Source organism: Pseudomonas sp. HD6515 (assembly GCF_024971855.1).
Taxonomy (GTDB): domain Bacteria; phylum Pseudomonadota; class Gammaproteobacteria; order Pseudomonadales; family Pseudomonadaceae; genus Aquipseudomonas; species Aquipseudomonas alloputida.
Window position 1 is genome coordinate 2,919,295 of the sequence record NZ_CP079827.1, and the last position, 13,995, is coordinate 2,933,289.

The 13,995-nt window shown below is 58.4% G+C and carries 9 protein-coding genes and 1 pseudogene; 6 read left to right on the top strand and 4 right to left on the bottom strand.

Annotated elements, in window-relative coordinates; translation table 11 throughout:
* The first annotated feature begins 30 nt into the window (after positions 1-30).
* Together KW568_RS13555 and KW568_RS13560 are read left to right on the top strand one after the other, a co-directional pair.
* Entirely contained in the window at positions 31-1,263 is a 1,233-nt protein-coding gene (locus tag KW568_RS13555; RefSeq protein WP_016488018.1) for an MFS transporter, read from the top strand.
* A gap of 500 nt (positions 1,264-1,763) precedes the next feature.
* A complete protein-coding gene (locus tag KW568_RS13560) occupies positions 1,764-3,056 on the top strand; it encodes an amidohydrolase (protein WP_016488017.1) in 1,293 nt (430 codons plus the stop codon).
* Positions 3,057-3,200: 144 nt separating this feature from the next.
* On the opposite strand, the gene KW568_RS13565 is transcribed toward KW568_RS13560, so the two are convergent.
* Positions 3,201-3,599 (bottom strand): FCD domain-containing protein, encoded by a 399-nt coding sequence (locus KW568_RS13565; protein WP_161775543.1) that lies wholly within the window; start codon positions 3,597-3,599, stop codon positions 3,201-3,203.
* A gap of 395 nt (positions 3,600-3,994) precedes the next feature.
* Here KW568_RS13565 and KW568_RS13570 point away from each other — a divergent pair.
* Positions 3,995-5,110: pseudogene (locus KW568_RS13570) on the top strand (IS1182 family transposase); the annotation flags it as partial.
* Positions 5,111-5,482: 372 nt separating this feature from the next.
* Here the strand turns inward: KW568_RS13570 and KW568_RS13575 are convergent.
* The 3 genes from KW568_RS13575 to KW568_RS13585 form a co-directional block, all read right to left on the bottom strand.
* A complete protein-coding gene (locus KW568_RS13575; protein ID WP_024717430.1) occupies positions 5,483-6,730 on the bottom strand; it encodes a phage integrase central domain-containing protein in 1,248 nt (415 codons plus the stop codon).
* A gap of 368 nt (positions 6,731-7,098) precedes the next feature.
* Positions 7,099-8,367, bottom strand: coding sequence for an integrase arm-type DNA-binding domain-containing protein (locus tag KW568_RS13580; protein ID WP_259538710.1), 1,269 nt, complete (start codon positions 8,365-8,367; stop codon positions 7,099-7,101).
* A 152-nt stretch (positions 8,368-8,519) separates the two neighbouring features.
* Complete coding sequence (locus KW568_RS13585) at positions 8,520-9,434, bottom strand: LysR family transcriptional regulator (protein WP_003253946.1); 915 nt, start codon at positions 9,432-9,434, stop codon at positions 8,520-8,522.
* A gap of 206 nt (positions 9,435-9,640) precedes the next feature.
* Here KW568_RS13585 and KW568_RS13590 point away from each other — a divergent pair, with 206 nt between their 5' ends.
* The 3 genes from KW568_RS13590 to KW568_RS13600 all read left to right on the top strand — a co-directional run bounded on the left by KW568_RS13590 (position 9,641) and on the right by KW568_RS13600 (position 13,921).
* Positions 9,641-10,663 carry a zinc-dependent alcohol dehydrogenase family protein gene (locus tag KW568_RS13590; protein ID WP_003253945.1) on the top strand — a complete coding sequence of 341 codons (1,023 nt, stop codon included), beginning with the start codon at positions 9,641-9,643 and terminating at the stop codon, positions 10,661-10,663.
* A 517-nt stretch (positions 10,664-11,180) separates the two neighbouring features.
* Complete coding sequence (locus KW568_RS13595) at positions 11,181-12,566, top strand: hypothetical protein (protein ID WP_003253944.1); 1,386 nt, start codon at positions 11,181-11,183, stop codon at positions 12,564-12,566.
* Positions 12,566-13,921: a GntR family transcriptional regulator gene (locus KW568_RS13600; RefSeq protein WP_003253943.1), complete on the top strand. Its 1,356-nt coding sequence runs from the start codon at positions 12,566-12,568 to the stop codon at positions 13,919-13,921. The genes KW568_RS13595 and KW568_RS13600 overlap by 1 nt, the downstream gene beginning before the upstream one ends.
* Positions 13,922-13,995: the final 74 nt, after the last annotated feature.

Sequence of the window (13,995 nt, forward strand, 5' to 3'; positions counted from 1 at the left end):
TTTCCATGCCAAGGTTCAAGGAGGACATGTGTGGAGTACGCGACAGCGCACGCTCGCAATGAACGGGGGCTGCCGCAACCTGGCACAATTGCCAAGGGTTCGCGGCTTTTTTATTTCGCCTGCAGCATCATTTTCGTAGCCTTCAACCTCCGCACTGCGTACCCAAGCCTCGGCGCTGTGCTTGCCGATATATCCAGCGACCTAGGCCTGACGCCTGCCGCCACCAGTGCAATTTCCACCCTGCCTGTATTTTGCCTGGGGTTGTTCGCGCCCGTGGCGCCCTGGCTTGCCCGCAAAATAGGCACAGAGCGCACGATCTTGGTATTGATGGCGGCGTTGTCCACAGGGCTATTGATACGTGGCGCCGGGAACGTCAGCGGCCTGGTGGTCGGTTCGATCGTCATTGGCAGCGCCATCGCCATCATCAACGTATTGCTCCCTGGGCTTATCAAACGCGACTTCGCCAAGATCACCGGGCTGATGGCCGGCCTCTACTCCATGGCGCTGTTGAGCGGTGCGGCGACTGCCGCAGGGTTCACCCTGGCGCTGCAAAGCACCTTGGGCGGTGGCTGGACGACGGCGTTGGCGCTGTGGTCAGTGCCGGCAGCGGCAGCCTGTGCCTGCTGGCTTTTCCAACTGCCCAAGGGCAGTGCGCTGGCACCCAAGGCTGCGCCGCGCGTACGAGGGGTGTGGCGCTGCGCGCTAGCCTGGCAACTCACGCTGTTCATGGTGCTGCAATCGATGTATTCGTTTACCGTGTTCGGCTGGCTCGCCCCGTTTCTGAATGGACGGGGGATGACGCCGCTGGAGTCCAGCGTCATCGTCTCCAGTTCAATCCTGCTACAAATGGTCGCTTGTCTGCTCGGGCCGCTGATAGCCACACGCTTGCCGAGTCAATCCTGGTTCAATGTGGTTGTTGTGGTGCTCACCACGGTCGGTTTTCTCGGCTGCCTGTCCGCGCCGCTCGACACGGTATGGCTGTGGGGCGGGGTACAAGGCATCGGGCAAGGTGCCTTGACTTCCATTGCCATCACCATGATTGTGCTGCGCTCGGCAAACGCACAGGTTGCGGCAGAACTTTCGAGTATGGTGCAAGGCGTCGGCTACGGCCTGGGCGCACTCGGGCCGTTGCTGGTCGGGGTGCTTTATACGCCGGTCATTGGCTATGCGCACGTTGAGATATTTCTTAGCGGGGTAGGCGTAGCGATGCTGTATTTCGGATATACCTCAGGCCGACGCCGACTCGTGGCAGCCCGCTATTAGCGCTATCCTTCAGCTGACACCTAGTCACCGGAGCGCTAGGAACATGAAGAAAAGACTACCCTGCGCTTGTGGTGCTGTGGCGCGAAGTTAACCTTGCACTTGGCTGATTGGTAGTCGTTGAGGTCGCAATAGCTGTTGTGGATTTCATTTCTGCTTTCCAGAATCCATCTGTTTCTTGTACCGCCAGTCTTTAGGTATGAAATGCAGTTCTATCTACAATCAAATAGAAAGCAAGGAGGCCTTGCTGTGCGAGTCCTTCGAGGAACTCTGCAAAGGACTGCGCCAGCATGCACGGCTTTGTGTCTACAGGCCATCGAGATCCAACCAAGCATTCAGGAATACGTTCATATTGATAGTTAGCTAGGTAATTGTTAGGGTGAGGTCGTCCTTTTTCTGTTCAGCCTATTGATCTATCTACGCGAAAAACCATCAAGGCTTCCACTATATCAGCTAGCAAATTGTTCCGACCCTCTACCTCGATCAGTGCATTGTGCCTGGCAATGATGTCGTTTGCCTGCCACGCATCCCCCCAAGCGAACCCTCTCGAGGAGCAGGCCTTTATCGGCGCTGCCCAGGTCGAGCAGCAGATGATCGAGTGGCGACGGGACATCCACCAGCACCCAGAGCTCGGCGAGCAGGAAACACGCACTGCCAAGCTGGTCGCCGAGCACCTTGAAAAGCTTGGCCTCGAAGTCCATACGGGTATCGGGCGCACGGGAGTGGTCGGAATTCTCGAAGGTGGCAAATCGGGCCCTACCGTCGCCCTGCGCGCGGATATGGATGCCTTGCCGGTCAAGGAGCCTGCGGGCCTGCCATTCGCCTCGACCGCGCGGGGTACCTATCATGGCCAGCAGGTGGATGTGATGCACGCCTGCGGCCACGACACCCATACCGCCATGCTGATGGCAACTGCGCAAATCCTTGCAGGCATGCGTGACAACCTGCCGGGCAAGGTCATGTTCATTTTCCAGCCGGCTGAAGAGGGCTCGAGCCTGGTCAAAGGCGGAGAGGGGCGGCGTTGGGGGGCGCAGTTGATGCTGCAGGAAGGGCTGTTCGACAAGCTCAAGCCTGATGCGGTGTTCGCTGTGCATGTCATGCCTGGGCCTTCAGGGCAATTGAGTTGGCGTTCGGGTGCCACGACCGCCAGCAGTGACGACTTGAACATCAAGGTTATAGGCCAGCAGGGCCATGGCGGCATGCCTTGGAACACTGTCGACCAGGTAGTGGCCTCTGCACAGGTCATCAACGGCCTGCAGACGGTGGTAAGCCGCCGCACCAAGCTCACCCAGTCGCCAGCGGTGGTCACTGTGGGCATGATCAAAGGTGGTAGTGCACCGAACATCGTGCCGGAAAGCGTCGACATGGCAGGCACCATTCGTACCTACGATCCGGCGGTACGTGCGCAAGTGGCACACGATGTGAAGCTCACGTCCGAGAAGATAGCCGAAAGCGCCGGTGCTACGGCCAAGGTATCAATCGTGCCGGCCTATGACATGACGATGAACAATGAGCAATTGACCGAGCAGATGGCGCCAGTGCTCAAGCGTGCGGCCTATGGCAAGGTCGCCACCACCCCTCTGGTCGGTGCTTCGGAAGATTTCTCCTTCTTCGCAGGCAAGGTACCCGGCCTCTACTTCTACCTGGGCGTGACACCCGACGGGCAGGACCCGGCCAAGGCAGCACCGAATCACAACCCGAAATTCTTCGTCGATGAAAAAGCGCTGATCGTTGGCGCGCGGGCGATGTCGGCGGCCGCCGTTGATTTTTTGTCTGAGCATGCAACTCAGCAGTAATTCAGGATGTAGCGCCGGTCATGCGGCGCTTGCCAATATGCAAAGCAGTGCGATATCAACTGATATGCAGTGTTTTTGCAGTGACAAAAGATACCCTGCGTTTAGTATCCCGTCATCCCGAAGATCTGGAAGGGCAGTGCTCTCCTACTGAGAAAGGTCTTTTGAGCGGTTATGCCATTTTATTAGCTGCTGATGTACTGCAGCTCTGGCGAACTCAATGTCACTACTGCTAATGGCCTGATAAATTGCTTGATATTCGATAATATGCTGTTGCGTCTCGATCGTCGTCGAAGCATGTTGAGTGTTGAAGCTGGATATAGCATCGAGCAAGTACCTGTTGCCACTCGCTACTCCCATTGCTTCACGAAAATTCAGGTCGGAACGTTCGAACTCAGTTGAAATCTGCGCCCCCAAGAGGTCGTCGAGCTTGCGCGCCATACGTTCTAAGTCCCGTACGCTGCGGCGTTGTGCGGCGAGTGCAGCCGCAGCCATCTCGATCACCAGTCGATATTCGAAGGCGGCCAATTCATCAATTTCGAACATGATAGTCCACGTGTTGTTTGCGTACACGCGGAGGATAACTGAGCCCATGCCCACCTGCGTCCGGAGCAATTACAAAGCAGTTATCTATTTTTCAATACTCAAGCGATCAGCAATTTATAGATAACTGTATTGGGTCCTCTCGCATAGCTCGTCAGTGCCGCCCTTCATAGACTTGGCACAACGGTTCTGGAGGACCCTATGGACGCAGTACAAAATCTCGACAACCTGGTGGCAAACGTGTCCACCGTATTCCTGACCGACGCCGATGTCTCCCGTCTGGCCACCTGGCCGAAGGTCATCGCCGCCCTTGCCGATGCCTACTCGCGGCCGTTCCTGCCGGCCATGGTGCCACCACGCATTATGGCGCGAGGCGAGGGCTTCTGGCTGCGAAGCCTGCCGACTTTCGCAGAGATAACGGTAAAGCCATTCGCAGCGTCGGCCGACAGTTCGTCGTGCTTTGCCGCAACCTCAATCTCTTCTCCCAATCGTTCATCGCCATCGACGGCAGCAAATTCAAAGCCGTGAATAACCGCGACCGCAATTTCACTCAAGGCAAGGTGAAGGCGCGCATGCAGCAGATCGAGCAGAGCATCGACCGCTATCTAGCGGCAATGGATTCAGCCGATCGGGCAGCGCCGGAAGTGGCCGAGGCCAAGACTGAGCGATTGAAAGACAAAGTCGAAAAGCTGAAACAGCAGATGCAAAAACTGAAGGACATTGAGGCGCAGCTTCACGCCAGTCCCGATCAGCAAATCTCTCTTACCGATCCAGATGCCCGCTCAATGGCCACAAGCGGCCGAGGCTCCGGCACAGTTGGGTACAACGTACAAACAGCAGTCGACGACAAGCACCATCTGATCATTGCCCATGAGGTGACCAACGTTGGTAATGATCGCGGGCAACTGAGCAATATGGCTAACCAGGCACGTGAAGAAATCGGTGCTGAGGCGCTGACAGTGGTCGCTGATCGAAGCTATTACAAAGGCCCGGAAGTCCTTGCTTGCGAGCAGGCGGGTATCACCACCTTTGTACCGAAACCCCTGACATCGAGCAGCAAAGCGGAAGGCCGATTCGGCAAGCAGGACTTCACCTACATGGCTGCATCGGACGAATATCGATGCCCTGCGGGCCAGTTGCTGACGCGCCGGCATTCCTCGATGGAGGACGGCATGTTACTGCACTGCTATTGGTTTTCAGGATGCCAGAGCTGCTCCATGCAGAAGCAGTGTACGACCGGTAAAGAGCGGCGACTCAAGCGCTGGGAGCATGAAGAAGTAGTCGAGAGAGTGCAAATCCGATTGGAGCAAGATCCAGGGAAGATGAAGGTTCGCCGGCAGACGGTGGAGCATCCCTTTGGCACGCTCAAATTCTGGATGGGAAGTACCCACTTCCTGACCAGAACCCTGCCGAGGGTAAGCACTGAGATGAGCCTTCACGTGCTCGCCTACAACCTCAAACGGATGATGAGCATCTTCGGCATCGCAGGGCTACTTGAGGCAATCAGGGCGTAAACCCCGCCGCTTGCTGGCCCGCAAACAGCTATATGGGCCGCTGACGCGGCCCATATAGCACTACAAATGTCTACTTCGCTGGGTAGGGCTATTCACGCTCTCGCCTGCTAATTCCACAGGCAATCCGCGCGACTCTCAGTTTTCGACGTGTTTACTGCGTTTTCACACAGCCTGGGTCGATAGCGGACGTTCATGAGTTACCTGCAATCTCCAGATTCTAGCGCGGGAGCGCCGAAAGGTACTCCAGATTGCGTTGGGGGTGGGGCAGTTGCGTAGGGAAGCTTGGTGGCGCACAAAGATGCCAATGATGTCTGCCTGAGTTCGAGACTGTCTTTCATCCTTTAATTCAGTTCAGCCAGCACCTTGCCTTGGTCAGGTTGCTTTGCAACCTGACAGTGCATAGCGAGCCCATTCCTCCATAAGCTGTTTTCGTTTTTCGAGCAGATCGCCTCGTCGATACGCTGCTTCAGTCGCATTACTGATTTTATGCGCCAAGGCCATTTCAGGGACGATATTGGCGAAGTTAGTTGTCTCGGCAGCCCAGTCTCTGAAGCTTGATCGGAAACCATGCATGGTGATGACTTCACCCGCTTCGTTGCGCCAGCCTGGTCCGTCGTTGGCTAAGGACTTCTCATCCATACCGCGTATTTTTTGTAGCATTGCCATGTTCGAGAGCGGTCGACCAATGCTCCGCCCCGGGAAAAGCAACCCACTTTTGCTTTCCGCCTTCAGGCACCTGAGCGTATGCAGGGCGGCTTTAGATAACGGTACTCGATGCTGGCGCCCGGCTTTCATCCGGGAAGCCGGAATAGTCCAAATTTCTTCGTCCAGATCAACCTCTTCCCAATACCCACCTATCACTTCGCTTGTGCGCAAAGCGCACAGCACGGTTAACTTCACCGCAGTTGAACTAAGGTCCCAGGATTGCTCTAGTTCTGCCATGAAGGCTGGTAATTGCTCCCAAGGTAGAGCGGGATGATTACCACGGTCTGCCAGCCTTCTTCTAGGCAGAAGCTTGTCCAAGTGACCTCGCCAGCGAGCGGAGTTTTCACCCGTGCGCAGCCGGCGTGCTTTGGCAGCATCGAGAACAAGTTCTAGCCGGTTTCTGACCCTGGCCGCTGTCTCAGGCTTAGCGGTCCATATCGGATTCAGAATCTTCAGGATATCGTCTGTTTCAACTTCGTCGACTGGCTTTTCTCCGATAAAGGGAAATGCATACGTGGTAAGAGTGTTGACCCATTGTTGCGCGTGTTTTGCGTTTTTCCAGCCAGCTCTATGGGCTTCGATGTAGTCCACGGCACAAGCGCGGAAGGTGTTTTCAAGGTTCAGATCCCGAGCAATCCGAGCAGCTTCAGCTTGCTGGAGTGCATCAGCCTTATGTGTCAAAGGGTCGATACCCTCCCGAATCAATGCTCTGTGAGTGTCGGCGCGGGAGCGCGCCTCCTTCAACCCATAGTGAGGGTAGGGGCCCAAGCCGATTTCCTTGCGCTTGCCTGCAAGCTGGTAGCGCAGCACCCACGCTTTTCCAGACTTTCGAATGACAAGGCGCAGGCCATCGCCATCATCGTACTTGCCATAGTCCTTGAGGTTTTCTATCAATTTCGCGGTGAGCTTGGGCATGGTGGTGACCTCCGATCTCTGAATCTGGTCCCCCAGTTGGTCCCCCACTCACAGCCTGGAAACAGACGGAACTGGGCGGAAGCTAGAAGACTGTGGCAACATTTAGGTTACCCGCAATATACCGTTCTAGAGCGGCCGGGCGTCGGGTTTTGGATGCCGGTGGTCGGGAGTGGAAACACACTTCGAATGACTACGCTGCATTCGAACTGATTTTCATAAGATATTGATTTTTATCAGTAAAAAATTTGATTTTTGGAGCTGTGCCGTTGAGTTCGAATCCTGGATACTCCGCCAAATTCGTTTGACGTGGTATGGGAAGAAAGACGACTGGGGCCGTTACAGTTGGGCTTCAATTCAGGGGGCGGCGATTAATCTGCAAGCGCTAGCTTTGTATTGTTCCGAAGCTGATCTAAGTAATTCGCCCACAGTTGTGCGGCTTCCCGGCGCTGACTCAAGAGCTGAGCGCGCGCGTAAACTGCTCCCAGCGCACCTGGCATCCGATGTGATAGCGACAGCTCCAGTACAATTGGATCGATGCCTAAATGCTCATGAGCGATCGTGCGGTAGGTAGCCCGAAAGCCGTGAGCGGTGATTGCGTACTCAGGCCAGACTTTTTGCAGCGACTTGAGGATGGACGTCGCATCGATTGACCGGCCTGGATAGACAGGCGATCCGAACACCCAGCCGTTACCAGCATCATCAACCACCCGATCTTTGTGCAGTTCGCGCAGCAGGACTAGGGCTTGTTCTGGCAGCGGCACGATATGCTTGCTCTTGTCCAGATGCTTGGTCTTGCTGACCACATAGCGCCAATCGGCGCCGATCAGATCGACATCCTCCCAGCGCATCTTCACAAGCTCACCCGGCCGAACCGGTAATAGCACCAGTAGGCGCATCGCATAGGCCACGCTGCCAAGGTTCAGGTCATCGAGGCGCAGCAGAAACTTGCCCAGATCAGCAGGCCGCTCAATGGCCGGGTTGCTCGTCACCACGTGACGGATCTTGAGTTCTTCAGTGTTGCTCAGGGCCACGTTTCGCTCGACCCAGCCACGTCCTTCGGCAAAGCCGAGGATGGAGCGAATGATCGTCCGCACACGCCTCGCCATCGCCATGATTCGCTTGTATCGCAACTCGGTAATGATGGCGGTGATGTGTTCGAGCTTGATTTCGCTGACGGGCCGCTCGCCGATGGCGGGCAAGATGTGGTTCTGCAGCGCGCCGCGAAATCCAGCAACGGACTTGCTGACCAGGTCGGCGGATTTGAACTTCATCCACTCTTCAGCGACGTAGGCGAACGTACGTGCTTCATTTAGCCACTGCGCCTCGATCTTGGCTTTTTGGGCTTTGAGTGGGTCGATGTGATTGGCCACACTATTGCGCGCTGCCCGAGCGAGTTCACGAGCTTCTTTCAAGCCCACATCCGGATACCTACCGATCACGTACACGTTTTCTTTACCGCGAAGGCGGTACTTCAGTCGCCAGTGCCGTGAGGGTGATTTGCCAGGCTTGAGCGAGGCGCGCACTTGTAGATAGAGACCCGGGACGTCGCCATCGGCGTACTTGCCTGATGTGGTCAGCGAACGGATGAATGCATCGCTGAGTTTCTGGCGGAAGGGTGGCGGTTTTTCGGGGGACATGTGTGGGGGTATCTTTTTCAGTTTGGGCTTGGTGTCCCCCAAAGATACCCCCAGTCAAGCTGGAATTGAGTGGAATCCGATGGACGGAAACGGACGATGATTTAGTCTAAGTCTATGTTTTTAATGTCTTATTGGTGCTCGGTGGAACTTAATCAGAGACTATCGGGGTCCCCGAAGAACATCTGTATCCGCGACCGCAGCCACCGCTCCGCCGGGTCATTGTCCTGTGCCCCGCGCCAGGCCATGTGCAGTTCGAAACTGCGCACGGGTATCGGCAAATCCTCGGCCCGCAGGCCGCCGGCGGCCGTCAGTGCATCCGCCGTGTAGTCCGGTACCGTCGCCACGATATCGGTGCCTGCCAGCAAGCTCCCCAGCCCGTTGAACTGCGGTACCGCCAGCACCACGTGGCGCTTGCGGCCGATTTCTTCCAGGGCTTCGTCGATGAACCCGGACAAGTCCCCGGCAAACGACACCAGCGCATGGGGCCGGGCGCAGAAGTCATCCAGGGTGATGCTGCCGGGTACGCTGTCGGCGCGCAGCAGTTTCGGCATGCTGCGGCGCAACACCTTGCGCTTGGCGTTGGCCGGCAGTTCGCTGGTGTAGCTGACACCCACCGAAATCTCGCCCGAGGCCAGCAGGGTTGGCATCAGCAAGTAGTTGACCCGTCGCACCACCAGCACGATACCGGGTGCCTCGGCGCGAATGCGCTTGAGCAGTTGCGGCAGCAAGGCGAACTCGGCGTCGTCCGACAGGCCGATGCGGAACACCGCATTGCTGGTGGCCGGGTCGAACTCGGCGGCGCGGCTGACTGCCGTGGAAATCGAATCCAGTGCCGGTGACAGCAGGGCGAAGATCTCGTGGGCCCGTGCCGACGGCTCCATGCTGCGCCCTGTGCGCACGAACAACGGGTCATCGAACAGGTTGCGCAGGCGCGACAGCGCCGCGCTGATGGCCGGTTGGCCGAGAAACAGTTTTTCTGCGGCACGGGTCACGCTGCGCTCGTGCATCAGCGTTTCGAACACGATCAGCAGGTTGAGGTCTACACGACGCAGGTCGTTTCGATTCATCGGTGCGCTTCGCCTAATGTGGGGCAGAGGTGAATCTTAAGGCCAAAGGCTGTTACCCTGCACGGGTTTAGGGGGACCAATCGCAGGGAAAGTCAGGTGCCCAATCGATGACAAGCATGTCGACTATTAATGCCCACTGATGGTCTAACGGGCAAAGCCCGGATAGAGTCAGTGGTAATTAGAGGTTCACAAAGGCGAGGTATGCGATGTCCCGCATGATCCGTTTCCACAAGTTCGGCGCTGCCGACGTGCTCCGTTGCGAAGAGCAGGCCGAACCGTCACCCGCTGCCGACGAGGTGCAGATCCGCGTCGAAGCGGTTGGCGTCAGCTGGTATGACGTGCTTTGGCGCCAGAATCTGGCACCGTCCCAGGCGCGTCTGCCAGCGGGGATCGGTCACGAAATGGCCGGGGTGGTGACTGCGGTCGGGGAAGGGGTCGATGACATTGCCGTCGGTGATCGGGTCGCCAGCTTCCCGGCCACCAGTGCCAACGACCACCCGGTGTACGGCGATGTCATCGTACTGCCCCGTACAGCCATCACGCGCTACCCGAATGTGCTCACCCCGATCGAGGCCAGCGTGCACTACACCCCGCTGCTGATCGCCTACTTCGCCTACGTCGACCTGGCACGGGCCAAGGCCGGGCAGACAGCACTGGTCACCGATGCCAGCCATTGCGCCGGGCCTGCCTTCGTGCAGCTGGGCAGGGCCCTGGGGCTGAAAGTGTTCGCCGCCACCAAGGATGCGGCGCAGCGTGACTACCTGCTGGGCTTGGGCGCAGACAAAGTGATCGTCACCGAAGAGCAGGACCTGCTGCTGCAGATTGGCAAGTACACCGATGGCCGTGGTGTGGACATGGTGCTCGACGGCATGGGCGGCCCGCAGATGTCGCTGTTGGGTGATGTGCTGGCGCCGCGTGGCAGCCTGGTGCTGTACGGTCTGCAAGGCGGCAACCAGACGCCGTTCCCGGCCTGCGCGGCATTCCAGAAGAACATTCAGTTCTATGTGCACTGCATCGGTAATTTCACCGGCAAGCCAGAGCTTGGCATCAGCCAGGACCAGGTGGCACTGCAGCGTGCCTTGCGCGATATCAACCAGTTCACCGCCGATCAGCTGCTGACACCGCAGATCATCAAGGTGTACCCGTTCGAGCAGGTGGTCGAGGCGCATCGCTACATGGACCAATGCCCGTGCGGCGGGCGCGTCGTGCTGGACATGGCGCAACACTGACGGTGGCTGGCGCAAGCGGAAAACCCGGGCAATGTCCCGGGTTTTTTATGCGCGGAGTAAAGTGTTTCAACACTTAAAGTAGGACTGTTCCTACAATAAACCCAGATGTGGACTACATATAAGTCCGTGGCTTTCGGGCTGTCAGAAATATTCCGGCAAATAATCAGCCTTGAACGCTTTTGCCTTGCGAGTCACTGTGAACTGACACGGATGCTGAATGGTTTTTTTACCCTGAACTGTATCTTCAATTCATGCTGCCTCCCTCTCGATAATGGCCCAATGATAGTTTGTGCAAGGAACGTGGGATGAGCATGGCTATGCCTGATATAGAGCAGCATGTGACAGCGACAGGCCATCGCAGGGGTGGTTTCTTCTCGATGGCTTGGCGACAGTGAAGGGTTACGTCATTACTTTCATTTTGTTGTAAGAAATTTCTTCTAGGTAAGTTCGGTGCATGTTCACGTTCAAATGTTGGATACCGCATGCGCTGGCTGCATGAAGTTGATGAGGTGATTGCGTGACTGCTATTCACGACCAGGCGATGCATTATATCTACCAGCAAGTACTCGAGCGCTTGTTGAACCACATGTCCCAGGCCCAGCGCGCTTCCTTGCAGTTGCTGATACAACGCCTGTTGGTCGCTGCAGGCGGGCCGGAGTACATCGGTACTTTCAGCTTGCAGGTATTGCAAGGGAGCGACCGCCATAGCAGCCGGCTGCTGGCCATGTTGCGTGCCGCGCAACTGAGCATTGCCCTGCGTTCGCCGGTAACCTTCCAGCTGCGGGTATTGGTGGTCAGCCTGCCGGTTGCCGATAGCGCCACGCTGGAAGCTCACGAGCGCAGTTTTAGCGCGTTGTTCATGCAGGATGACCCGCGGGTGCAATTGCAGATGATCGAGGGGCGCGCAGTGGTGCCGTTCAGTCGTCGGCTCTCGGTAATGCCTGAGCGCTGGCTGCTGGCGAGGGACGCGATGTTGATGTTCGGCCACATGATCGATGCCAGGCCTGAAGCCCTGCTGGGCTGCCGCCTGCACCTGGAGCTGGCCGGGGCCGTGGGTCAGGCGCTGCAGGCAGCGGTGCCTCCCGATGCGTTGGTCACCGCCATGCCCGGGCTGCAGCGGCGCCGATACCTGGCGTGGGCCCGGCGTAGCCTGCGCCTGGCCGGCGTGCGTGGCTCGCATGCAGTGCACCAGTGCCTGGCGGCGCTGGCCCAAGGGCTGAGCCGATTGCACGGTGCTGTTGGGGGCGCACCGGGTGGTCAGCACGAGCCGGTTCCAGGCGCCGTACCGGAGCGCGCGCCGGTGCGGCTGATTGCTATTGATGACCTGTTGCCGCACTTGCTTGAAGAGCCGCAGCTTGACGCGATGCTGGGTTGTCACTTCGAGACGGCTGCGGATGCTTTGCCGCTGTCCGAATTCGTTGACTCGCTAGCCACGGCCCAGCTGCATGAACTGCGCGCCCGCAGTCTGGAGCCGCTGGCCGGGCGCCCAGCGCTGAGGCTGGCAGGGCAGGCGGGCGGCAGCAAGCAGCGTGACGCCGCGTCGTTGCTATTGGGCAAAGCCTACGGCATCAATCAGGCCCAACTGGTGTGCCTGCTGTTCAGCCCGTTTGCCAGGCAGGGGAAAAACCTCGAGCGGTTCTTGCAGTGTCGGCACGCCGACATGGTGGTGGCGTTGCCGTACCTGCACAGGGCCTTGCAAGGCAAACCCTGCCCCGATGCAGTCAAAGCCTGGCTGGTGAATACCAGTGGCTTGCCGTTGGGGCAACTGCGGCAAATTTATGATGGGCAGTTGCCGCTGGCGGGATGGCGCCTGCTTAACAACCTGGCCCGCCGCGATGTACACCTGAGGCTGCTGCCGCAGCTGACGTTGGGGCGGCGGCGTGGTGTTGCGGGGCTGCCTTGATGGGGCGAGCGGCCCCAGGCGAGTTCGCGTATCGCAAGGTGTATCGCTACCTGGAAGCGTTGATCGAACAAGCTGCAGGCGTTGGCACATGCCGGTTGCCATCATTGCGTGAGCTGTCCCGGCGGCTGCGGGTGTCGTTGGCCACGGTACAAAGTGCCTACAGCCTGCTGGAAGAGGAGGGCCGTGTACACTGCCTGCCGAGGTCGGGCTATTACGTACAGAGCGGTGGCAAAGATCAGGCCGTGGCCGTGGCCCGGCAGCCTCCCTTGCCGACGCAGCCACTGTTGGAGCGCATGCTGCTTGGTCACGAACGGCGTTTGGCCCGTCAGCGTGATCGCAGCGTTGCGTCCTGGGAAGCGCTGGGTAGCGCCCGTTTGCGCAATGCTGTGGCTGAGCGATACACCCGCTGCTCCAATCAGTACTGGCATGCCGATGATGTCCAGCTAGCTCCCGATGTGCTGGCGGTGCTGGAGACGCTGCTAGCGGCGCTGGCCCTGCAAGGTGGTACCGCATTGGTGCATTCGCCTTGTTGCTGGCAAGTGTTGCGCGCCCTGGCGCGTGCCGGCATGCGCGTGCTGGAAACACCACTGGATGCCCGTGGCAACCCCGAGCTGCACGCGTTGGCCAAGCTGCTGGGTAGCGAGCCGGTAAGCCTGCTGGTCATGCCGTCTTGCCTGGGCATGCCACAAGGTCGGCTGGTTTCACCGTATTACCAGCAGCAGCTTGGTCTTTTGCTTGGCCAGCACCCTGTATGGCTGCTGGAAAACGACCTGGACAGCGAGCTCTGTTACGACGGGCCGCCGAGCACACGCCTGCGTGACTGGATCGACCCGCGCTGGCTTCTGGTGATGGGCACGTTCGAGGCCGCAGTGGGGGCAGAGGCGCCGTATGCCTATTTACTGAGCCGTGACACCGTGTTGGCCAAGGCATTCGCTGAACGGGCGTTTCGGCTTGCGCCGCTACGTTTGCAGGCGCTTGCTCACATGCTCGGCAAGGGGGAAATCGAAACGCAGCTGGTACAGCAACGCACAGACTTGCAAAGGCGTACGCAATACCTGGCGCATGTACTGCAGTCGCAATTCGGTCAACGGGTGGTCTTCGACATGCCGCAAGGTGGGCAAATGCTGTGGGTGAGCTTTTGCCAGCCGCTGGCGTGGGACGGTATTGCCGCAGCGTTGGCAGGTTCTGCATTGCACGCACTGCCGGGCGAGCAGTTCGGCCTGCCGGGGCATTACCCTCAACACCTTGCGCTGATCTGGCTGGGGGGGCGCCCGGATGAACTGCAACTGGCGGTAAGGCGACTGGCGCAGGCGCTTGAGGTGCGCTGCGGGCGAAACACCCGCTTCTCAAGTTGAAATCAAGACGCTTGCAGGCGCCGCCAAGTGCTGCGAGAGGGCCGACAAGTGAAATGACGGCCTGAAGATCTCAA

What these genes read in the sequence shown, in the direction of transcription:
- KW568_RS13560 (WP_016488017.1), top strand. Translation starts at nt 1,764, where the DNA reads ATGATGTCGTTTGCCTGCCACGCATCCCCCCAAGCGAACCCTCTCGAG.
- KW568_RS13565 (WP_161775543.1), bottom strand. Translation starts at nt 3,599, where the DNA reads ATGTTCGAAATTGATGAATTGGCCGCCTTCGAATATCGACTGGTGATC.
- KW568_RS13575 (WP_024717430.1), bottom strand. Translation starts at nt 6,730, where the DNA reads ATGCCCAAGCTCACCGCGAAATTGATAGAAAACCTCAAGGACTATGGC.
- KW568_RS13580 (WP_259538710.1), bottom strand. Translation starts at nt 8,367, where the DNA reads ATGTCCCCCGAAAAACCGCCACCCTTCCGCCAGAAACTCAGCGATGCA.
- KW568_RS13585 (WP_003253946.1), bottom strand. Translation starts at nt 9,434, where the DNA reads ATGAATCGAAACGACCTGCGTCGTGTAGACCTCAACCTGCTGATCGTG.
- KW568_RS13590 (WP_003253945.1), top strand. Translation starts at nt 9,641, where the DNA reads ATGTCCCGCATGATCCGTTTCCACAAGTTCGGCGCTGCCGACGTGCTC.
- KW568_RS13600 (WP_003253943.1), top strand. Translation starts at nt 12,566, where the DNA reads ATGGGGCGAGCGGCCCCAGGCGAGTTCGCGTATCGCAAGGTGTATCGC.